Annotated in this window: 26 protein-coding genes; 7 read left to right on the top strand and 19 right to left on the bottom strand. The window is 30.4% G+C overall.

Annotated features, from left to right (window positions below):
* Positions 1-23 precede the first annotated feature (23 nt).
* From mazG to BMX42_RS03020, 8 genes are all read right to left on the bottom strand, one after another.
* Positions 24-797: a nucleoside triphosphate pyrophosphohydrolase gene (mazG, locus tag BMX42_RS03055; protein ID WP_091308807.1), complete on the bottom strand. Its 774-nt coding sequence runs from the start codon at positions 795-797 to the stop codon at positions 24-26.
* 283 nt (positions 798-1,080) lie between these two features.
* Positions 1,081-1,518, bottom strand: coding sequence for a DUF5606 family protein (locus BMX42_RS03050; protein ID WP_091308411.1), 438 nt, complete (start codon positions 1,516-1,518; stop codon positions 1,081-1,083).
* Between the two features lie 73 nt (positions 1,519-1,591).
* Positions 1,592-2,179: a peptide deformylase gene (gene def / locus BMX42_RS03045; protein WP_091308407.1), complete on the bottom strand. Its 588-nt coding sequence runs from the start codon at positions 2,177-2,179 to the stop codon at positions 1,592-1,594.
* 56 nt (positions 2,180-2,235) lie between these two features.
* On the bottom strand, positions 2,236-2,919 hold the full coding sequence (locus tag BMX42_RS03040; protein ID WP_091308403.1) for a hypothetical protein: 684 nt from the start codon (positions 2,917-2,919) through the stop codon (positions 2,236-2,238).
* A 76-nt stretch (positions 2,920-2,995) separates the two neighbouring features.
* Positions 2,996-4,180, bottom strand: a complete 1,185-nt coding sequence (locus tag BMX42_RS03035) for a serine hydrolase domain-containing protein (RefSeq protein ID WP_091308399.1) — start codon at positions 4,178-4,180, stop codon at positions 2,996-2,998.
* The gene (locus BMX42_RS03030; RefSeq protein ID WP_091308396.1) at positions 4,180-4,608 is read right to left on the bottom strand and encodes a PH domain-containing protein; all 429 of its coding nucleotides are present in this window, start codon (positions 4,606-4,608) and stop codon (positions 4,180-4,182) included. Before BMX42_RS03030 ends, BMX42_RS03035 begins: the two co-directional genes overlap by 1 nt.
* Positions 4,608-5,714 (bottom strand): C1 family peptidase, encoded by a 1,107-nt coding sequence (locus tag BMX42_RS03025; protein ID WP_091308393.1) that lies wholly within the window; start codon positions 5,712-5,714, stop codon positions 4,608-4,610. Before BMX42_RS03025 ends, BMX42_RS03030 begins: the two co-directional genes overlap by 1 nt.
* Positions 5,715-5,720: 6 nt before the next feature.
* Positions 5,721-6,152, bottom strand: coding sequence for a PH domain-containing protein (locus BMX42_RS03020; protein WP_091308390.1), 432 nt, complete (start codon positions 6,150-6,152; stop codon positions 5,721-5,723).
* A 131-nt stretch (positions 6,153-6,283) separates the two neighbouring features.
* Between BMX42_RS03020 and BMX42_RS03015 the strand changes: the two genes are divergently transcribed.
* From BMX42_RS03015 to BMX42_RS02990, 6 genes are all read left to right on the top strand, one after another.
* Positions 6,284-7,123, top strand: coding sequence for a 1,4-dihydroxy-2-naphthoyl-CoA synthase (locus BMX42_RS03015; protein ID WP_091308383.1), 840 nt, complete (start codon positions 6,284-6,286; stop codon positions 7,121-7,123).
* Positions 7,124-7,132: 9 nt separating this feature from the next.
* The gene (locus BMX42_RS03010) at positions 7,133-7,513 is read left to right on the top strand and encodes a hypothetical protein (RefSeq protein WP_091308380.1); all 381 of its coding nucleotides are present in this window, start codon (positions 7,133-7,135) and stop codon (positions 7,511-7,513) included.
* Entirely contained in the window at positions 7,510-8,409 is a 900-nt protein-coding gene (menA, locus tag BMX42_RS03005) for a 1,4-dihydroxy-2-naphthoate octaprenyltransferase (RefSeq protein ID WP_091308377.1), read from the top strand. The genes BMX42_RS03010 and menA overlap by 4 nt, the downstream gene beginning before the upstream one ends.
* Before the next feature lie 7 nt (positions 8,410-8,416).
* Complete coding sequence (locus BMX42_RS03000) at positions 8,417-9,094, top strand: metal-dependent hydrolase (protein ID WP_091308373.1); 678 nt, start codon at positions 8,417-8,419, stop codon at positions 9,092-9,094.
* A 178-nt stretch (positions 9,095-9,272) separates the two neighbouring features.
* A complete protein-coding gene (locus BMX42_RS02995; RefSeq protein WP_091308371.1) occupies positions 9,273-10,463 on the top strand; it encodes a tetratricopeptide repeat protein in 1,191 nt (396 codons plus the stop codon).
* A gap of 47 nt (positions 10,464-10,510) precedes the next feature.
* The gene (locus BMX42_RS02990; RefSeq protein ID WP_091308368.1) at positions 10,511-11,545 is read left to right on the top strand and encodes an o-succinylbenzoate synthase; all 1,035 of its coding nucleotides are present in this window, start codon (positions 10,511-10,513) and stop codon (positions 11,543-11,545) included.
* A gap of 67 nt (positions 11,546-11,612) precedes the next feature.
* Here the strand turns inward: BMX42_RS02990 and BMX42_RS02985 are convergent, their stop codons facing one another.
* The 3 genes from BMX42_RS02985 to ruvX all read right to left on the bottom strand — a co-directional run bounded on the left by BMX42_RS02985 (position 11,613) and on the right by ruvX (position 13,410).
* On the bottom strand, positions 11,613-12,479 hold the full coding sequence (locus tag BMX42_RS02985) for a hypothetical protein (protein ID WP_091308365.1): 867 nt from the start codon (positions 12,477-12,479) through the stop codon (positions 11,613-11,615).
* 2 nt (positions 12,480-12,481) lie between these two features.
* Positions 12,482-12,874, bottom strand: a complete 393-nt coding sequence (locus tag BMX42_RS02980; protein ID WP_091308363.1) for an orotate phosphoribosyltransferase — start codon at positions 12,872-12,874, stop codon at positions 12,482-12,484.
* Between the two features lie 122 nt (positions 12,875-12,996).
* The gene (gene ruvX, locus BMX42_RS02975; protein ID WP_091308361.1) at positions 12,997-13,410 is read right to left on the bottom strand and encodes a Holliday junction resolvase RuvX; all 414 of its coding nucleotides are present in this window, start codon (positions 13,408-13,410) and stop codon (positions 12,997-12,999) included.
* Positions 13,411-13,581: 171 nt separating this feature from the next.
* Here ruvX and BMX42_RS02970 point away from each other — a divergent pair, with 171 nt between their 5' ends.
* A complete protein-coding gene (locus BMX42_RS02970) occupies positions 13,582-14,025 on the top strand; it encodes a gliding motility lipoprotein GldH family protein (protein ID WP_091308358.1) in 444 nt (147 codons plus the stop codon).
* 72 nt (positions 14,026-14,097) lie between these two features.
* On the opposite strand, the gene BMX42_RS02965 is transcribed toward BMX42_RS02970, so the two are convergent.
* The 8 genes from BMX42_RS02965 to BMX42_RS02930 are packed head-to-tail and all read right to left on the bottom strand — an operon-like array spanning position 14,098 to position 22,161.
* On the bottom strand, positions 14,098-15,315 hold the full coding sequence (locus BMX42_RS02965) for a peptidylprolyl isomerase (RefSeq protein WP_091308354.1): 1,218 nt from the start codon (positions 15,313-15,315) through the stop codon (positions 14,098-14,100).
* Between the two features lie 10 nt (positions 15,316-15,325).
* Positions 15,326-16,405, bottom strand: a complete 1,080-nt coding sequence (locus BMX42_RS02960) for a peptidylprolyl isomerase (protein WP_091308351.1) — start codon at positions 16,403-16,405, stop codon at positions 15,326-15,328.
* A gap of 12 nt (positions 16,406-16,417) precedes the next feature.
* Complete coding sequence (gene gldI, locus BMX42_RS02955) at positions 16,418-16,966, bottom strand: gliding motility-associated peptidyl-prolyl isomerase GldI (protein WP_091308347.1); 549 nt, start codon at positions 16,964-16,966, stop codon at positions 16,418-16,420.
* 12 nt (positions 16,967-16,978) lie between these two features.
* Complete coding sequence (locus BMX42_RS02950; protein WP_091308343.1) at positions 16,979-18,001, bottom strand: DHH family phosphoesterase; 1,023 nt, start codon at positions 17,999-18,001, stop codon at positions 16,979-16,981.
* The gene (gene crcB, locus BMX42_RS02945) at positions 18,001-18,372 is read right to left on the bottom strand and encodes a fluoride efflux transporter CrcB (protein ID WP_091308339.1); all 372 of its coding nucleotides are present in this window, start codon (positions 18,370-18,372) and stop codon (positions 18,001-18,003) included. The genes BMX42_RS02950 and crcB overlap by 1 nt, the downstream gene beginning before the upstream one ends.
* On the bottom strand, positions 18,369-20,465 hold the full coding sequence (locus BMX42_RS02940) for a T9SS type B sorting domain-containing protein (RefSeq protein ID WP_091308335.1): 2,097 nt from the start codon (positions 20,463-20,465) through the stop codon (positions 18,369-18,371). The genes crcB and BMX42_RS02940 overlap by 4 nt, the downstream gene beginning before the upstream one ends.
* Positions 20,374-21,228 carry an ABC transporter permease gene (locus tag BMX42_RS02935; RefSeq protein WP_091308332.1) on the bottom strand — a complete coding sequence of 285 codons (855 nt, stop codon included), beginning with the start codon at positions 21,226-21,228 and terminating at the stop codon, positions 20,374-20,376. Before BMX42_RS02935 ends, BMX42_RS02940 begins: the two co-directional genes overlap by 92 nt.
* Before the next feature lie 39 nt (positions 21,229-21,267).
* Positions 21,268-22,161, bottom strand: coding sequence for an ABC transporter ATP-binding protein (locus BMX42_RS02930; protein WP_091308328.1), 894 nt, complete (start codon positions 22,159-22,161; stop codon positions 21,268-21,270).
* Positions 22,162-22,212 lie beyond the last annotated feature (51 nt).

Genomic DNA, 22,212 nt, shown 5'->3' with positions numbered 1-22,212 from the left:
GACGAAAAAGGTTTAATTGAATATTACATTTTTTTAGCTTCTTCCCAAAAAACATCCATTTCGGCTAAAGACATATCTGATAATTGTTTTCCTAATTCAGAAGCTTTACTTTCCAAATACATAAAACGTTTGATGAATTTTTTATTGGTGCGTTCTAAAGCGTCTTCTGGATTTACGTTTAAAAATCGAGCATAATTTATCATTGAAAATAAAACATCACCAAATTCGGCTTCAATTTTATCTTGATTGTTGGATGCGATTTCCACTTGCAATTCGGCAATTTCTTCTTGTACTTTTTCCCAAACTTGATGCGATTCTTCCCAATCAAATCCGACACCTTTTACTTTATCTTGAATTCTGCTTGCTTTTACTAACGCTGGTAAACTTTTCGGAACACCTTCTAAAACCGATTTTCTTCCTTCTTTTAGTTTCAGTTTTTCCCAATTTTGTTTTACTTGTTCTTCATTTTCCACCACAACATCGCCATAAATATGAGGATGACGATCAATTAACTTATCAGAAATGCTATTCGCTACATCAGCAATGTCAAAATCGTTGGTTTCAGAACCAATTTTAGCATAAAACACAATGTGTAACAACAAATCGCCCAATTCCTTTTTAATTTCTGGTAAATCGTTATCTAAAATGGCGTCACCTAATTCGTAAGTTTCTTCAATAGTTAAATGACGTAAACTTTCTAAGGTTTGTTTTTTATCCCATGGACATTTTTCACGTAAATCGTCCATAATATCCAGTAATCTTTCAAAGGCTTGTAATTGTTGTTGACGTGTGTTCATTTTTAAGTTTGTTTCAGGTTTCAAGTTTCAAGTTTCAGGTTTGTTTTGATAAAAATACGGATAAATTATGATTTGAAAAAATAGTTGTTTAGTCTAGCCGTGGTTGAAGCGGTATCCTTTTATTAATTTCTTTTACAATTAATAAAAGATTTAGTGGAAGACACGACTAAAAGTGTTTTGAAAAGAAATTTATGTGCTACAAAAAAAATCCCACTCTAAATAAGAATGGGATTTGACCCTTCGACATGCTCAGGGCGAGTATAATTTTTGAACAAGTAATAAATTACTCAGCTGCGGTTTCTTCTTTTTCTTCTTCTTTAACTTCTGTGTTTAAAGCTTCTACTGATACATAACCTTTTGGTTGTAAAATGTTATACCAATTAAAGATTTTTTTAATGTCTGAAGTATAAACTCTGTCTTCGTCAAATTCAGGTAAAATTTCTCTGAAATAGCTTTTCAATTTATCGTCACTTTCTTTATGAGAAATAGTTGGTTCTCCATTTTCTTTAGCAGAAATAGTTTTGAAAATTTCGATTAATTTTACTTCTTCGTTATACGTGTAAACGGCAATTTCAGATAATAAACTTACATTACTTCTTAATCCAACAGTAATTTTTTTACCGTCTAATAAAGCTTCAGCCACAAAACCAGAACGGGTTTGTACTTTTAATTCATATAATCCTGGCTTACCAGAAATGGCTAATATTTTTTGAAAACTCATAGTGTGTTTAGTTTTTATAAGATGGCAAATATATATTTTAAAATTTCAAAAACAAACTTGAAATACTTAATTTTTACTTAATTTTTAAATTGGCAAATTTCATACGGTAATCTGGTCTGGCTTTGCCTTCCATAATGTTTTGCAATTTTTTACCGACTAATTTTTTCTTTAACATGGAAAGGTGATCTGTAAATAAAATTCCTTCAATATGATCGTACTCGTGTTGGATTACTCTCGCAATCAATCCGTTATATACTTCTGTTTTTTTAGCGAAATTTTCATCAACATATTCAATTGTAATGGTATCATGACGAAAAACGTCTTCACGAACATCTGGAATACTCAAACAACCTTCGTTAAAACCCCAAAGTTCACCTTCTTCTTTTACAATTTTTGCATTAATAAAAGTTTGTTTGAAACCTTTTAATTCTTCTGCTTCTTCTTTTGAAACTTCATCGCTATCAGCAAATGGAGTAGTATCAATGATGAATAATCTTATTGCTAAACCAACTTGAGGGGCAGCCAAACCAACACCTGAAGCATTATACATGGTTTCATACATGTTACTTAAAGTTTCTGTTAAGTTTGGATAATCTTGTGGGATATCTTCGCAAACTTTTCTTAAAACAGCTTCGCCGTATCCGTAAATTGGTAAAATCATGGTTTAAATTTTTTGCAAAATTAGTAAATTTTCTTCTATTGTTAGAGTTTAAAAGCCTAATTTGTATTTATAACTTCATTATTTAACCATTTTTTAAGTAAAACATCGTTATGTGTAATATTACAAAAATGATAAACACTACTTTTCATGACTTTAGAATCTTCAATTTTTTCTTTTGTTGGTCCAGAATTGTTGTGGTAATTGGAGTGAATGAAATAGATGTTTTGGCCTTCTTTTAAAATAAATCCGACATGAAAATCTAACCCAATAAAGTACAATCCGTCTTTTTTATTGTGAATGAAATACGCTTTTAATTCTTCTTTTGTTTTGTTTTGAAGTGTCTCAATAACTGTGCCACAAGCAATTACTTTCGCTTCATGATAAGGTGCTTTTTGTGCGAGTTTGTAACGATTGATGTTCATTCCCATATCACGTAAAGTGGTAGAAACAAAATAGCCACAAGCAATGCTACCAGATTTCGGAGTTTCAGAATAGCCATCAAAAGACCATTTCGTACCATACCATTGGGGAATAATATCTCTCACTAAATGATTGGTGAATTTATGTCTAATCTGATTTAAGGTTTGCTTCGCCAGTTCGCTATTGCTCGAGCCGGACTTATTTGTTGAAATTTTATAGGATTGTGATAATTGCTTTCTACTTGTGTTAATATCGTTTTTTATGGAAGCGTAACTAACAAATAGAATTGAAACTATAGTAAAAGTGAATTTTAGTAACATTTTGTGAGGTTTTTAATAAAAACGCAAAATATGATTGGTTAGTATTTAAAAACCCACAAAATATAATAATTTCTAACTATTCATTCGCACCACCAGCATCACTGTCTAATTTTATTGGATATTTAGGATTAAATAACTTAATAAACTTTTTAGTTTGATAGGTGTTGTGTGTCATTTTATTCGAAAGTGCAATTATAGTAACCGTATCATTTTTTTGAGTAATGTATGATGAAGTATTTCCGTGCCACCAACCGTTATGATAAGTTAATGTTGGTGCTTCTTTCCATTCACGTAAACGAATACCTAATCCGTAGTTTTTTTCACCTTTAGATTCGTAACTGTAGCCTTTAAAAATTTCTTTTCTAAGTTTATCACTGAAAAATTTATCAGAATACGTTGCTAAATCAAATTTTAATAAATCGCGTGCGGTTGAATAAATATTTTTGTCACCATAAACTAAATCTAAATGGTCAAAAGCCAGTCGTAATCTACTTGCTTTATAAGTTTGACTTACTGTGTCGTGGTGTTTTTCATAATCAAAAACAAAAGTATTTTTCATTCCTAAAGGTTTGAAAAGTAACTTGTCCATGGCTTCATGATAACGCATTCCTGAAACTTTTTCAATGATTAAAGCTAATATTGAATAATTCGTATTACAATATGCAAAACGAGTTCCTGGCGTACTTTCTAAATGAATTTTTCCAGAATTTATCAAATCTAAAATATCCTGATTAGTAATACGTTTCGATTTGTCCCATTTAACATCACGCTCAATAAAATAGCCATAATGACGTAAACCACTTCGGTGATTTAACAACATTCTTACCGTAATTTCATCGTGATAAAACCCTTTTAAATACTTCGAAACTTTATCATCTAAACCAATTTTTCCTTCATCAACCATTCGTAAAATAACAGCAGCTGTCAATACTTTACTAACTGATGCTATATGTAAAGGTTTGTCTTTTCTGTTTTTATCGTCTTTTTCTTTATAGGCAAATCCTTCATAGTCTTCAAACAAAATTTTTCCGTTTTTGGCGACTAAAAACTGACCATAAAAATCATTTTTGTTGATTAATTTATTGTATAGATAACTGATTTCTTCTTTTTGTTTATCGCAATACGATTTGTCTAACTCATTAAAGGCTACAAAAAAATCTCCTTGATCTTTTTGAGTACCATTTTTTTTAGAAAAATCTTTTGCCTTGTCTTTACAAGCAATTAGTATAGCCGATAGTAGTAGTAAGCGTAAAAATTTCATTATTTTATTATTTCAATGTTGGGATTGATTTTTTGTAATTGAGCAATAAATTGGTCTCTGTTTTTTGGTGAGATAAAAATATCATCGTATTTGTGATACCTAATTTCTATTCCTTTGTGATCAAAACCTGGCTTATATAAATTTGTTTTTATAATTGAATTAGAATATTTAATGCTTCTTATTTCAGAAGTTTTAATTTTAGTTTTGTAAAAAAACAATGAAACAATTAAAAAGTCTTCTCGAATTTCATAATAGGTTGTGTAAAACAAAATTGTGAAAAGCAATATTATAAAAACATAAATTCCTAAAGCTGGAAAAATAATTAAGTTAATATCCTTTTCTGTAAAAATACTGATAATAAGTATTATAAATACAGGTATTAAAGGTATTGTAAAATTGATTTTACTAAAACCAGATTTGAATTGCATTATAAACTTAGTTTCTTTTTTAAATCTTTTTCAATTCCGTCTTTATGTAACATTACTGAGATAGCTTTTAGTTTAAAATAAGGTTTACTCATATAAAAATATCCGTCTTTTCCAGCTTTGTTTCCCCAAGAGTTTTTAATAAGGTAATATTCGTTACCTTTTACATCTTTTGCTTTTCCAATAATATGCATTAAATGATCATCAGTTGTAGCGAAGTTTTCAAATTCTTGTTGACGAAATTCTGGAGTGATTGTTTTCTCCGCAACAATTTCTGTTTTACCTTTTTCTAAATCGCTCTCGTTTTCTGGAACAAAAGCAATTCCATCTTTTGTGAAATATTTTTCAGAAACATCGGCATCAATTGATAATGTATAGCCATTATCTAACGCTTTGTCTGTTGCAGCAACTAATTCATCTAAAGTGATATTATATAAACTTCCGTTTGAAAAATTATCTGGAATGTTTAAGATAAATGGTTTGTAAAAAGGTTCGTGAGTAAAAGATGTTAAGGTAATATAATTTGACGGATTAATTTTCGTCATTTCCATAAATGATTTTGGCGTGTATTTTTTACCTTCAAATGTAAAATCATTTGGCACTTTTCCTAAATATGTATCTAAAACACTATTTATAGCATTTTTCCAATTTTTCGATAATTTTCCAGCCGGATTTGCTACATATGTTTTTACCATAGCTTCCAAAACCGCAACCATTTCTGCATGATTGTGTTTGGTTTCTTCGTTTTCTAAACCAGTATAAGCACTGTTTGGCACAATTCCGTATTTGTTGGCACTATTAATTACATCATGAGCTAACGCACCTTCGCTAAAATTGGCTTTTCCTTGTCGCATCACATAATTTTCTGCTTTTAAAGGATAAGTTGTTCGAGCTTGATACATTTCAGAAATATCAATTTTTTTACCTGTAATTCGAGTAATTTCCGACTCCAAAAACGAAGTAGTTGAAAAACTCCAACATGTTCCAGTTTGCCCTTGTGAGATTACCGGATTATGTTCTAAGTTTTTAGTTTCCTTAAAATCATAATTCTGTGCTTGTATAGCGAAAGTTCCTAGCAAAAATGCAGAAAGTATAATAGATTTTTTCATTTTTAATTATTTTTTAATTTCTATATTTGGATTGAGTTGTAATAAATGGGCAATAAATTGTTCTTTGTTTGCTGGTGAAATAAAATAATCATCAAACTTGTTATAGTGAACAATTAATCCTTTCGTGTCCCAGCCTAATTTTGTTGTTGTGCCTACAAAAATAGTATGGTTGTATTCAATTTTTCTAATGGTTTCAATATTGACTTTGTATTTATAAAATAAAACCTGACTTATTAAAACATTCCCTTCGATGTAATATTTGGTGTTTTTAATCGCAATAATAAAAAGGATTAACCCGCCAAACAAAACAAATAATGGCGCAAAAGTTATAATTTTTTCCTTTTCTGAAGGAAGGAAATAATTCATCAAAAATATTCCAGCCATAAACAAAGGAAATATGATGTAATATATTTTTGAAACGCTTGATTTATAATGCATTAATGAAAATTTAATTTTATGTAATATTGGATTGCAATATAAATTAAAAAAGGATTATTTTTACTGAAAATATTATAAAATATAATTTCAATAATAATCTCGAAATTTCGAGACAATTTCAATATAAAATTATGTCAAATATCAACTGGAAAATTGTAAAAGAATACGAAGATATAACGTATAAAAAATGTAATGGTGTTGCCAGAATTGCATTTAACAGACCAGATGTTCGAAATGCATTCCGTCCAAAAACCACAAAAGAATTAATTGATGCTTTTTATGATGCGCAAGAAGATACTTCAATTGGAGTAGTTTTACTTTCGGCTGAAGGACCAAGTTCTAAAGACGGAATTTGGAGTTTTTGTAGCGGTGGCGATCAAAAAGCGCGCGGACATCAAGGTTATGTTGGAGAAGACGGATACCATAGACTAAATATTTTAGAAGTACAACGTATGATTCGTTTTATGCCAAAAGCTGTTATTTGTGTAGTTCCAGGTTGGGCTGTTGGTGGCGGACATAGTTTACACGTGGTTTGCGATTTGACTTTGGCAAGTAAAGAACACGCCATTTTTAAACAAACTGATGCGGATGTAACTAGCTTTGATGGTGGTTATGGCTCTGCTTATTTGGCGAAAATGGTAGGTCAGAAAAAAGCTAGAGAAATTTTCTTTTTAGGAAGAAATTATTCTGCTCAAGACGCTTATGAAATGGGAATGGTAAATGCCGTAATTCCACATGCTGAATTGGAAGATACTGCGTACGAATGGGCACAAGAAATTTTAGGAAAATCGCCAACTTCTATTAAAATGCTAAAATTCGCAATGAATTTAACTGATGATGGAATGGTGGGACAACAAGTTTTTGCTGGTGAAGCCACTCGTTTAGCATACATGACTGACGAAGCGAAAGAAGGTAGAGATGCTTTCTTAGAGAAACGTAAGCCTAATTTTGAAAAGAAATATTTACCATAATAACAATTTATGAAAGAAATTACTTTAGCTATTATTGTTCTCTTTGGAGTTTTTCTAATTTTCTGTGGATTTATCATGTTTTTTTATCCCGAAAAAGCGAAACAAATAATTAGTAAAGCTGGAAGTACTTTTACCATAAATTATTCAGAATTAGGAATAAGACTTATAGTTGGATTAGCTTTCGTTTTTGTAGAAACTAAATTTGAAACAGTTTACGATTGTTTTGGTTATTTTCTTGTTATTTCTGCTTTATTGCTAATGATTTTACCAATTAAAAAACACAATCAGTTTTCTAAAAAAGCTTCGGATTATTTAAAACCTATTTATTTAAAACTATTAGCACCCATTTCAATAGTATTTGGAACGTTGATTATTTACGGAATTATATGAACATAAAATCTTGGATTCAAGCCGCACGATTAAGAACCTTACCACTCTCTATTTCTGGAATTTTGGTGGGAAGCGCTTATGCCTACTATCAACATAAATTCGAATGGATTATTTTCATTTTAGCTTTATTAACCACATTATCCTTTCAAATATTATCCAATTTTGCTAACGATTATGGTGATGGAATTAAAGGAACAGACGCCAACAGAATTGGTGAAAAACGTTTAGTAGCTTCTGGAGAAATTACTTCAGGGCAAATGAAACAAGCTATTATCATCAATGGAGTTATTGCTTTTGTTTTGGCTGTTGCTTTAATTTATTTCGCATTCGGACAAGAAAACTTTCTCTATTCTCTAATCTTTTTAGTATTAGGAATTGCCTCAATTGCTGCTGCTATTAAATATACAGTTGGAAATAATGCCTACGGCTATAGTGGATTCGGAGATGTTTTCGTTTTTATCTTTTTTGGATTAGTAGCCGTTATTGGAAGTAATTTTTTGTATTCGAAGACTATTGATATTAAGTTGTTTTTACCTGCAATTGCTATTGGAATGTTGAGCACAGCGGTTCTAAATTTGAACAACATGCGCGATATTGAAAATGATAAGGTTGCTGGAAAAAATACTGTTGTGGTGAAAAACGGATTAAAATGGGCGAAAAATTACCATCATTTTTTAATTCTTGCTCCGTTTTTTTGTTTGTTTATTTTTTCGATCGGAGTTGATACTAGAATATTTTTGAGTTTTATTGTTTTTATTATCTTTTTGAAACATTTAGAAAAAGTTAGAAAATCTGAAAAGCACGAAGATTTTGATCCCGAATTGAAAAAAGTTGCCTTAGGAACTTTTGCATTAAGTATCCTAATTTGGATTAGCTTTCTTTATAATTTAAAATAATAATATTATGAAAATTACATTTTACGGACACGCTTGTTTGGGAATTCAAATCAACGACATTCATATTTTGGTTGATCCATTTATTTCTGCTAATGCAAAAGCTTCACATATTAATATTGATGAAATTGAAGCCGATTATATTTTGTTAACACATGCACATCAAGATCATATTTTAGATGTGGAAACTATCGCAAAAAGAACCGATGCTGTTATTGTTTCGAATCATGAAATTGCGACACATTACGGAAATAAAGGATTTCAATTTCATCCCATGAATCATGGTGGAAGTTGGGATTTCGAATTCGGAAATGTAAAATATGTCAACGCTATTCATACTTCTTCTTTTCCAGATGGAAGTTATGGCGGGCAACCTGGCGGATTTGTAATTGAAGGCGAACATAAAAATATTTACATTGCTGGTGATACCGCTTTATCAATGGATATGAAGTTAATTCCAATGAGAACTAATTTAGATTTAGCCGTTTTACCAATCGGAAGTAATTTTACTATGGATGTTGGTGACGCAATTATTGCATCTGATTTTCTGGATTGCGATAAAGTTTTAGGTTATCATTACGACACTTTCGGTTATATCGAAATCAATCATGAAGAAGCTAAACGTAAATTCTTCGAAAACGGAAAAGATTTAATGCTTTTAGAAATTGGTCAAAGTATCGATTTGTAAACTTTGGTATCAAAATTGCTAGATGTTGAAACACATAGACACATAGCTTTTTTTAACTTTGTTTGGAAAAGAAAACAATAGAAAATTAATTTCTCTATGTTATCTATTTAGAGCGAAGCGACTCAATCTAAAACAGAAAATTCTATGTGCCTATGTGTTTAAAAAATAAATAAATTAAATGAAAAAAATATTCCTATTATTACTTATTACCCAATTTTCCTTCGCTCAAAAAGACGGATTTTGGGATAAAGAACGTGCTTTTACAAAAGAAATTAAATTGTCATCGGGTAACCGAACTTTAGTTAAAATTGATGATTTACCAGAAGGAACTTCCGAATTTGTTTTCCGAATTTTATTAATTGACGAAAACGGAAAAATCACCACAAGTTTAGCTTCGATTTTAAAGGCCATTCCAGATCCAACAGGAATTAGTCAAGGAACTGCAGGAGCCATTACGTTAACCAATTCACTTTCTGGTGACGATACTTGTTTGTACGGAATTTATGCTTCTGAAAAGGCTGGAAATCAGTTTTTAAAAGATGGGAAATTAGAAACCGCTTGCTATTTCGTTAAAGAAGCTGTAAGTAAAGACAGTAAATTGATTTCAATAAAAAACACAAAATGTTTTGAAAATGCACCAAATGTTTGGTTTGCTTTCGAAAATAAAAACTGGGTAATGAGTACCAAAATTGTTTTGGAAGTGGTTTCTTGGGTCGATTATAACGCGAGTCGTGGTTGGAATGCAAACACTAAAAAAGAACTTTTAGCAGAAGCTGAAAAATTAGCAACAGTTAAAATGGTCTCTAATAAAAACAATTACTTAGCTACGTTTTTAAAAGTTTACGCAGCCAAATATAAATATAGCGAGTACAAACAATTGTTAGCTATTGAGAAGGCAAATATAATGCAAAGCATTGCCACTGAAAGTTTAATTCAATCTGGTGAATTGCAAAATTATTTAGATAAAATTAGAAGTACTTCTTTAGAGTTGTTTAAAAAAGGAAAATCGGATGAAGCGATTGCTTTAATTCAAAAAGAAATTATCGAAAAAAAATATGCCAAAGACAACGATTATAGTGCTTTAGGCAATATTTATTTATCCAACAAACAATTTGTAAAAGCGGAAGAACAATATAAAAAAGCCATCGATAAAAATTCTTCTGAATTAGCATATCAATTGAAATTGGCACACGTTTACTTGTTTTCTAATAAAGTTAGCCAAGCAAAAGACATTCATAAATTGTACAAAGACAATAATATTTCGGCAAATAAAAGCTGGATTGCTCAAACTAAATCTGATTTTGAAGATTTCGAAAAAAGAGGTTTTCCAACTGATAATTTTAAAAAGATTTTAAGAATATTGGAATAATTTCAATAATTGGCAAATTGAAAATAGGCTCATTGTCTAATTAACAAATGAAAGCGACTTACAAAAAACACATCCTCAACTTTAAACGTCCAAGCGGCACATCTCGTGGTGTATTGACGGAAAAAGAAACTTGGTTTTTACTATTGGAAGAAAATGGTAAAATTGGAGTAGGTGAGTGCGGTTTGTTGCGAGGTTTGTCTGTTGATGATCGACCAGATTACGAAGAAAAATTACAATGGGTTTGTCAAAATATCCATTTAGGAAAAGACAAATTGTGGCAAGAATTATTGGAATTTCCTTCGATTCAATTTGGAGTAGAAATGGCATTTTTGTCGTTACAAGCAGAATCGACTTTTGAATTATTTCCTTCTAATTTTACCAAAGGAAAAGATACGATTACAATTAATGGTTTGGTATGGATGGGCGAAGAAGCCTTTATGAAAAAACAAATCGAAGAAAAATTAGCCGATGGTTTTACGTGCATCAAACTAAAAATTGGGGCAATTGATTTTCAGCAAGAATTAGATTTAGTAACTTTTATCCGAAAACATTTTGATGAAAAGACTATTGAAATTCGTGTAGATGCCAATGGTGCTTTTTCTCCAAATGAAGCTTTAGAAAAACTACAATTACTTTCACAATATCAATTACATAGCATTGAGCAACCCATAAAAGCAGGACAATTTGTAGCGATGCAGCAACTTTGCAAGAAAACGCCTTTTCCAATTGCTTTAGATGAAGAATTAATTGGAGTTTTTGATTATGAAGACAAAATGAAACTTTTAGATGCGATTCAACCACAATATATTATTCTGAAACCAAGTTTTATTGGAGGCATAAAAGGCAGCTTAGAATGGATAGAAATTGCCGAAAAACGAAACATTGGTTGGTGGATGACTTCCGCTTTAGAAAGCAATGTTGGTTTAAATGCTATTGCACAATTTACGTATACGTTAAATAATAAAATGCCACAAGGTTTAGGAACTGGCGGATTATATACCAATAATTTTGATTGCCCATTAGCAATTAAAGAAGGACAGTTGTACTATAACACTGATTTGAATTGGGATTTTAAATTTTAATTGGAAGCAAATTTTTAGTATAATTCACAAAAAAAAAGCGACTAAAATCGTTCAGTCGCTTTTGGTTTTATTTGCATGTGCTTTTATAACTTTCTGTTAGTTTTACAAAAGGTTCTAAGTAATAGTTTGCAAAAACAGTACTTTCAAATTCCGTTTTTTCTTTTTTTGTTTTCAGATTTTTCTTGCCTTCTTTTACATCACTTTGCATTTTATTGTATTTCTGCATAGCATCTTTTTTCATTTCTGCTGTGAAATTCGTTTTTTGATCTAGTACTTTTTGAAATTCTGGACAATCGTTCGTTACTACTTTTATAGAATTTACAACTTCTTGACCTAATCTATCTTGACTTTTAAATAAATCAGACATGCTAAAATCTAAAGGATTAATCGCTAAATTGTCTTTTGAATTGTTTAAATAAAAAACAGTTCTAACATATTTTCCTTGCATAAGCATATTGTAACCATAGAAATTTATGGAATCTTTTTTGATTAATGGCAAGAAAACAACACGGTCCGTTTCTTCAATTTCACCATTGTTCTTAGTTTTTAAAATCTTTAACCTTTTAAATTCTTTAATTTCTTTTGTTTCGGTATCAAAATGTGTTAAATAATTTATAGAATCTGCTGGAATTTGTATCGTTGTATCTTCCGCATTTTTTCTAAATTTTATTTTTTTTCTATTGTAATTAATATTGTTTTCAAGATCGCTTGGTTTAAACCCATAATCTATAATTTCAACAGTATTTGGAGAATCAAAATCTTGTACTTCTCCCATTAACGTTTTGCCATTTGATAGTTGAACAGTTGCAGGAACAAATTCTTTTTTACCAAAATAGAATTGAACGCCTACAGGTCCTTGGTTTCGATTGCTAGTGTTTTGTGAAACACAATTTAATGAAAAAGCAAAAAAAGCGAAAAATAATACTTTCTTCATTATTATAATTTATTCATATTACTTGATAACGTTTCAATAAACTTCGAAATTGGGCCTTTTACCATCATCGCCATCATAGCATTAAATTCACCTTCGAAAAATAATTGTACGTCTGTAGAATTTTCAGAAACGGCATCAATTTTTGCTGTTAAAGTAAAAGGCAATTTGCTAGATGCAGCTCCTAAAACTACTTTCGAGTTAGGTGTAACTTCTTTTTTTACCAATTTAATTTCTGGCATACCTTTTAAACCAAATTCGAAACAATTTTCGTCAATTACTTCAAATTTTGCAATGTTTTCGGGCATTAATTTTTCGAAATTTTTAATATCTGTTAACGCGTTAAAAATATATTCTGCTGATTTTTCTACGTTTGTTTTTGGACTTTCTAAATTCATTATGTTTTTTTTTATTATTTGTTGTTGATAGTTTAATTTCGCTGCGCTCCATTCTGTTCAGTTTCGCCTCGGGTAAAGTTTCGTAAATTTAAATTTGTAAATCTTAAATCCAAATTTACTATTTATTTCTTGTAATTCAAATAATCTTGTAATAGAATAGTTGCGGCAATTTCATCAATTAAACCTTTATTTTTGCGCTGTTTTTTATTTAATCCGCTATCAATCATGGTTTGAAATGCCATTTTTGAAGTAAAACGTTCATCTACACGTTCCATTTTCATTGTTGGAAATTCGGTATGAAATTGTACAATAAATTTTTCAATAATCTCGGTGCTTTCACTCGGTAAACCATTCATTTGTTTAGGTTCACCAATAATTACAGTCTCCACATTTTCTTTCGAAAAATAGGTTTTTAAAAACGAAATCAATTCTGTAGATGGAATAGTAGTTAAGCCACTTGCAATAATTTGGAAATCGTCTGTAACCGCAATTCCTGTTCGCTTTAGTCCGTAATCTATTGATAAAATTCGTGCCATTATTTAAATTTAATTACAAAAGTAAGCAAATACAATGCCTTTTTTATACATTAGTAAAAACTTTATCCTTCGAATTATGAAATCGCCATTAACAATAGTTTGTTTCAAACAAACACCAATAAATAAAAAGGCGATACCATATTTGACCACTAAAAAATAAATTTTACAAATATGAAAAAAGCTGCAGTATTACTTTTTGTTATGTTAACAACATTATCTTGTGACAAAAAACAAGTGTATAGAGATTTTGAAAATGAGATTGAATCACAACGTTGGGCTGAAAAGGATGTGAAAACGCATACTTTTAAAATTTTAGAAGCCGGTAAAAATTATAATATTTTTATTGAAATTAGTCACGTCATAAATTCTGAGATGAGTGAATTTCCTGTGAATTTTGAAATTTCAAAACCTGATGGTTCAATTGAAAAAGAAGAAGTACTTGTTAATTTTAAAAATACGGAATGTTTGGGTGATGTTTGTGATGTGAAGTTTTTAGTTAAAGATAACGTAAGACTTAATAAAGGAAAATATACTGTAAAATTTTCTCCAAAATCTAAGTTCGGATTTGTACCGAATATAATTGGTGTTGGTTTAAGTGTTGAAATAAAGGAATAACCTATTTTGGTTTAAATGAAAAATCTCATCTTATATTAAAACAAGATGAGATTTTTTTTATTTTAAAAATTTTTATTGTTTAACTGTCGTTGCAGCTGGTAAAGTTTCTAAAATTTCTACTTCAAAAATGATATTACTATTTGGTGGAATTACATTTCCTGCTCCTTTTTCACCATATCCTAAGTTTGATGGAATAAAGAAAATAGCTTTGTCATTAAAATTCATAGTGTTTAACCCTTCTAAGAAACCTGGGATTAAACCATCTTTTTTTCCATATTGAAATGGGAAAGGTTGGTAACCATTTGCGTTCGCTCTGTTTTGGTCAAATTTCCCATATACTTTATTGATTGCTTCGTAGCTACTATCAAATAAAGTTCCGTCTTCTAAATAACCAGCATAATGAACATAAATGTCTTTTCCTTCAGTTGGTTTTACGCCAGATCCTTTTTTCAAAATACTATATTGTAAACCACTTGCTGTTTTAGTAGATTTTGCTCTTAAGGCTTTAAATTCAGCTACTTTTGCAGTTAAAATTGGACCTAATTTAGCTTTCGTTTCAGCATCAGCAATTGCTTTAGCTTCTGCTTCTTTTTGTCTTCTTTCTGAATCTAATTTTGCTTGTGCCTCAGCTTTAATTTTAGCCTCTTCAGCAGCTTTTCTGTCTAATTCTGGTTTTAATTTCATGTATTCAGAAAAAACTTTTACCGCGTCAAAGTTTTTTGCTAATTTTCCTTTTCTAACAATAACTATTTTTTCAATCATATCATCTTGAGCAATTGCATCTACTACTGATTGTCCTTCAATAACGTGTCCAAAAACACTATGTTTATTGTTTAACCATGGTGTGTCTTTATGTGTAATGAAAAATTGAGAACCATTAGTTGCAGGTCCAGAATTAGCCATTGATAAAATTCCTGGTTTATCATGTGTTAAACTTGGGTCAAATTCATCTTTAAATTTATAACCTGGATCGCCAGAACCATTTCCTAATGGGCAACCACCTTGAATCATAAAGCTAGCAATAACTCTATGGAATTTTAAACCATTATAAAAAGGTTTTCCTTTTCTATCATTGGTTACGAATGTGTTTGTTCCTTCTGCTAAAGTAATAAAGTTAGCAACAGTTACTGGAGTTTTTACAAATTCTAATTGTAAAGAAATTTTACCTTTATTAGTGTAAATTTCTGCAAAAATACCTTCTGAAGCTGCTTTTTTAGGTGTTTCTTTTTTAGTTTGTGCTGATGTAACTGCTACAGTTAAGGCACAGAATAGTAATAATAACTTTTTCATCTTAATGTTGTTAATTTTGTTTTTCTAATAGTTCAATTTCAAATAATAAATCTGTATTTGGAGGAATTGCGCCGTTTCCTTGTTCACCATATCCTAAGTGACTTGGAATTAGTAATGCCATTTTATCTCCAAATTTCATATTCTCTAATCCTTCAATAAATCCAGGAATCAACCCTGTTTTTTTTCCATACATAAAATCAAAAGGCAAATATCCATTAGCATCTTTTCGAGCTAAATCTAAAACGCCATTCTCATCTGCAACAGATTCGTAGCTTGTATCAAATAATGTACCATCAAGAAAAAATCCAGCATAATGAACAAAAACAGTTTGTCCAGCATTTGGTTTTTTTCCTGTTCCAGCTTTTAAAATTTTATAAATTAATCCTGATTTTGTTTTAGTTCCAGTTGCTTTAATATCTTCAATTAGAGCTGTTTTTTTTGCTTTTACAGCCTCAAGAATTTTTTGTAATTCGGCCTGTTTTTCGAAATATTCTTTAAATACTTTAACCGCATCAAATTTTTTAGCAGCTTGACCAATTCTAATGATTTTAACTTTGTTTATTGGATCACCAACAGTAATTGTACTAACAATATCTAAACCTTCAACTACTTCTCCGAAAACAGAGTGTTTTCCGTCTAAAAATGAAGTTTCATCTGTTGTAATAAAAAATTGTGAACCATTTGTATTTGGACCAGAATTTGCCATTGACAAAATCCCTGGTTTTCCATGATTTAAATCTGGATGAAATTCATCCTTAAAATGATAACCTGGTCCGCCTTGTCCTGAAGCTAATGGATCTCCACCTTGAATCATTGGTGGATTTGATTCTACTCTATGAAAAATTAAACCATCATAAAAATGAATGCCTTTGTAGTTTGGACTTACATAATTGTTTTTTCCTTCTGCTAATGTTACAAAGTTGGCTACAGTAAATGGAACTTTTTCGAATTCTAATTTTACTGTAATTTCTCCTTTTGAAGTTTCAAGTAAGGCATATAAACCATCTGATAATTCTCCATTTTCTGCTTTATTATTGCAAGAAAGAAATAGTGTGCTTAAAAAAAATAGGGCAATTAATATTCTGTTCATTTTAAAATTTAATTATTCAGGGATTACTGTTTTTATTTCGTTTAATGTTACGATACAAATAATAGGTTGATTTGTACCAATTTTTTTATCATCTCCATGATATCCATAAGCAGATTGTGATGGGAAAATGAATTTTACCTTGTCACCTTTGTGCATTAATTTGATACCGTTTCTTAGACCATTCATGATGTTTTGTTTGTCAACATGATAGGTTTGTGTTTTTAATTCGGCTGCTGTATAAATGCTATTTCCGTATAAATCTGTTACTTCATAATCAAAGCTAACTACATCACCTTTTACAGGAAAAACATTAGCATTACTCTTCGTTTTATATGCATACCAAAAGCCTTTTTCAGAAACATTATAAATATGTGCTGTGTCTTTTTTTATGATTTTTGCTATTGCTTCTTTTTCCTGAGCATTCATTTTTTTATTTCTATCAATTGATTCCTTCATAAAAGTACCAGATGAATGAGAAATAGATTTACGAGCTTGTTGTTCTGAACACGATGTTAAGAAAGCGCTTATTCCAACAAGCAGTATATATTTGAATTGTTTCATTTTTTGAAAAATTTATTTTTTTTCGATTGCTAAAATAGCAATAAATTTAGTTATAGTATCTTCTAAACTGTCAAAAGATTTTCCTCCTGCTGCATTTTTATGTCCGCCACCATTAAAATGATTTCTTGCAAACTGATTTACATCAAAACTTCCTTGTGAACGGAAAGAAATTTTAATCATATTTTCTTCTTTTACTTCCGTGAAAAAAGCTGTAAAATCAATGTCTTTAATTGTTAATCCATAATTAACAATTCCCTCTGTATCGCCTTTTTTTACATTTAAAGCGTTTTGTTCTTCTTGAGAAAGCGTAATGTAACTCGTTTTAAATTCTGGTAAAACTTTTAAATTAGATAATGCTTTTCCTAAAATTTGTAATTTATTATAGTCGCCATTGTCATATAAATTCACGTGAATTTGCGAATTGTCTACACCTTTGTCTAATAATTCGGCTACAATTCGGTGTAAATTTCCAGTTGTTCTTGGAAAACGAAATCCGCCAGAATCTGTAGCAATTCCAGTATATAAGCAGGTTGCCGCATCTAAATTTATGTATTGTCCAATTTCTAACTGTTGAGCAAAATCATACACCATTTGGCAAGTTGAACTATACTCAATATCCGAAAACATGTATTTTGCGTAACCATCTGGTTTTTCATGATGGTCAATCATCACGAAAGTAGATTCTAACGTTTTTAAAATACTTTCCATTTGCTCACCGGCACGATGAAACGTGTTGAAATCCAAAGTAAAAATAAGTTCTGCTTCTTTTAATGTTTTAATGGCTTGATTAACATTTGAACCTTCGTAAACTAAAGTCGCTTCTTTTGTTCCTGGAATCCATTGCAAATAATCTGGTATTTCATTTGGAACAACAACAGTAATATTGTGGTTTAATTGTTTTAAAATATGATACAATCCTAAAGTAGAACCCATGGCATCTCCATCCACATTTCTGTGTGGAATGATAGCGATTTTTTTTGGACTCGCTAAAAATTGTTTTAACTCAGTAATCTGAGTTTCGTTTAAATGTGTCATTAATTAAATATTTTAAAACCTATAATAACTGCCAAAAATCCTACAAATAAGGATGCTAATGTATAAATTATGGCTAAGTTATAATTTTGGTTTTGAATGAATTGTATGTTTTCTAAACTAAATGTTGAAAAAGTGGTAAATCCACCACAGAATCCAGTTATTAGTAACAGTTTTAATGTTTCGTTTTGTAAATTATTTTTCTGAATATAACCAAAAAGCAGGCCAATTAGTAAACAACCAATTGAATTAGCAATAAATGTTGCCCATGGAAAATGTGTGACATTATTTTTAGTAAAAAAATAACTCAACAAATATCTGGCAATGCTACCTAATCCGCCGCCTAGTAAAACTAAAAGTAGGTTTTTTATCATCGTATTAAACTAAAATGTCCTTTAACAGTTTTTCCGTTAGTTAATTCTAAAACAAACCAATAATCTGATGAAAAAAGTTGGTTTCCATTAAAAGTTCCATTCCAACCCGTTCCGCCAGCTTTAATTTGTTTTACTAATTTTCCAAATCTATCAAAAATATTGATTTTACTATTTTCTAATCCTTTTTTCTCTAAGTTTTTAATTTGCCAAGTGTCGTTATAATTATCTCCATTTGGTGTGAAAAATTTCGGATAACTCAACGCATAAAATGTTTCAGAAACCAAACCACAATTATTTTTATCGTTGACATAAATGGTGTATTCTCCAGAATCAGGTAAATTGAAAACTGGACTATTTTGGAAGTTGATGCCGTCTAATGAATATTCATAATTTCCACTTCCAGTTACTGAAATGGTAGCGATTAAATTTTCATCAAAATCGGTTACATCAATATTTGTAATGGTTGCCACTTCAGAAGTAACAACTGTAAACGTTTTAGTTTTGGAACATGCATCAGTATTCGTAATGGTTACAATATACGTTCCAGCATTGGAAACTGTAATAGATTGCGTAGTTTGTATGGGATTCGTATTCCAACTATAACTAGAAAAACCACTTGGTGCATTTAAGTTGGTTGGTGTGTTGTTACAAATTCCTATAGATTCATCATTGAAAGTTTGCGAAAAAACATTTACTTTCAGCGTAATTGGAATATTTCCGTAGCAATTTTGAATGTTCGTAATTCGAGCGTAAATGATTTGTTGAAAAGGAGTAGTATTCGTAAAAGTTGAAGGCAAAGGCGTTGTTGAAGTTGTAGAATCAAACAGCTCAACTGTAAAGTTTGCGGGTAAATTGCTGAAAATTTGTGTTTTTAGTGTTGCTAAATCAAATGCAGCTAAACCATCAGTATTCGTATCACAAACTTTAAAATTATCTTTAACAACTACTAAATTTGGAGCATATTCAATTTCAATTGAACCTGTTAAAGTACAAGTTGTATTAATATCAATTTCTACAGAATAAGTTCCGGCAGTAGTTACATTAAATGTTGGATTATTTGTTCCAACTGGGTTTCCATTTTGATACCATTGGTAATTTGTAACGCCAGCTTGAGTCGCATTTAACGTTAAAACTTCATTGTTACATAATGGATTTCCTGTTGCAATTAATCTATCTGGACCTAAATCTTTTTCGGAAATAAAACTTCCAGCTCTTAAAAAAATACCAGAATCGAAACGTCCATTTCCTTCATCGGCAATGACCAATTTAATATGATATAAAGTTCCTGGTGTTACAACAGATTGTGCGGTTAAAATTTTGGTTTGTCCGTCGTAAGTTGTTGGGTAATTTCCAGTATTAAATGTGTCAAAATAGGCTTCGTTGGCTGATGGGCAAATAGTTCCGCTTCCGCGAACAGTGTTAACACGAACTGGTGTAGTTGTGTTTGGGATTAAAGCTAAATTTTGATAGGAAGTTGTAGAAGCTTCTCTTAGTAAGAAGGCAAAACCGTCCGTGAAATTACATTGATTTGGCAGAGGATTTAGTAAGTATTGTTCTGAGGAAAAAATATATTCGAAACTAATGTTGTTGGCATTTGGCACGAAATCAAATTCTAAAGTAGTTGCATTAAAAGTGTTTGATAAACCTAAAGCTGAATTCAAATCAGAATCACCTGTCCAACCAATATTATTTCCATCATCAGAGAAATTAGAGTTGGGACCAACTGCAGAATTTATTTTCCCTGTGCTTAAAAGAATTCCTTCCTGGAAAGGAAATGAAGAACCATTTGCATTAAAATATCCATAACTTAATTCGCCTGATGCAAAATTTCCACCGCTAACTGAAAAATTAGAAATCGAAACACAACCACTATTTACAAGTTTTTGAACTAATTGTTGTGGTGTAAAACTTTCATTTACAGTTATATTTTGGGAAAATCCAACTGTAAATGAAAGGGTAAAAAGTATAAATGTTATTTTCTTCATAGCATCTGCAAAGATACTATAAATCTCGTTTTTTAAGAATGTAAAATGATAAAAATAAGAATAAACATGTCCAGAAAAGAACAATAGCAACATTAATTGGTTGCACATCGTAATTATATTTAAAATTGGCACCAACGGTTGTGGTTACTGATTTTACAAAGTTTAATCTTGTAAAAGGCTCCACAATTAAATTTGCCATAGATTCTAATGGTAATGCATCTTTAACCCAATCTATAACAACAGTATCTTTATCTCCATGTTTGTAACCTAAAATGTTATATTTTAAAATGGCGTGACCTACGTTTTCTCCCAAAAACCAAACAAAAATGAAACCTAATGTAAAGGCTGAACGTTTTATTAATATGGCTAAAAACAAACAGAAAGAAAAGAAAGCTACGTGTTTTAAGAAGTAGGCAAATAAATATTCTAGATCAGAAAAGATAATGCCTGTTTCTGTGAAAGATGAGTATTTTAATCCTAAAATTAAACTGATAATAAAGACTAAAACAGTTGAAACAACTGAAAATAAAATAATAGTATAAATTTTGGATAGCAAAAATTCTTTTTTGGACATTCCATCAATTAAGTTTTGTTTTAAAGTTCCGTAACTGTATTCATTGGCAATCATGGAAACAATTATGACGGCTAAAAATATTTTTAACCATGAGGATACATAAGTGGTAAAGTGCCAAATATATGGGAAATTGAAAAAACCACTTTCAGCAGCTCTAAATTTAAATGGGCCAAATTCAAATTCAATTAACGCAACTGTTGCTAATAAAGTTAATGATAAAAAGTAAATAATAGTTAATATTTTACTTGATCTGTTTTGCCAAATTTTTTGTAATTCTATAGAGAGTAATCGTATCATTTTTTTTGTTTGAAAAGTTAATGGTAAAAGGTTTTAAAATTAATGTTTTGTCAATTCTAAAAATTGTTCTTCTAAACTATGTTTGCGTTTTACCAAATGAGTTAACGTAATGTTTTGTTTGAATAAATGAGAATTTAATTCAGCGGGTTCTAAATTATTATTTAAATACACCAATAATTTATTTTCGTCTTTTTCAATTTTTTCAATTTGAGAAAAGTGTTGTAAAGCCGATTTTAATTGCTCTAAATTTTCCGATTCTAATTCGAAGAAACCTTCGTTTGCAGTAATTCCATCAACCGTTCCTTGGTATAAAGTCACGCCATTTCTAATTACAATTACGTGTGAACATACTTTTTCAACTTCATCTAAAAGGTGAGAAGCCAAAAGAATTGTTGTTCCTTGATTCGCAATAATTCGGATTAAATCTCTAATTTGTCTGATTCCTTGTGGATCTAAACCATTGGTTGGTTCGTCTAAAATTAGAATTTCTGGATCGTTTAGTAGGGCAGAAGCAATGGCTAAACGTTGTTTCATACCTAAAGAGAAAGTCTTGAATTTACTGTCTTTTCTTTCTAGAAGTCCAACTAATTCTAACTTTTCGTAAACTTTAGTGTATGGAATGTCTTTTATTTTGCAGACCAATTTCAAATTGTCTTCTGCCGTCATGTATGGATAAAAGTTTGGTCGCTCGATAATAGCTCCCACTTTTTTTAGTGCATCGTGAGTAGAATATTTTCCGTCAAACCATTCAAATTCTCCTGAAGTTTTATTGACAACATTCAAAACAATTCCTAAAGTGGTTGATTTTCCAGAACCATTTGGTCCTAAAATTCCGTAAACATTTCCTTTTTTAATTTCAACTGAAACGTTGTTTACCGCATGAACTTTGCGGTATTTTTTATGCAGATTGGTGATTTTTAATATAGTTTCCAATGTGTTTTCGTATTAAATTTAATAGTAAGACGATGGAAACTAAAACTTGTT

It is taken from the genome of Flavobacterium terrigena (assembly GCF_900108955.1).
Classification (GTDB): domain Bacteria; phylum Bacteroidota; class Bacteroidia; order Flavobacteriales; family Flavobacteriaceae; genus Flavobacterium; species Flavobacterium terrigena.
The sequence above is the reverse complement of the archived record's forward strand: the minus strand, read 5'-3'. Positions and strand labels throughout refer to the sequence as shown.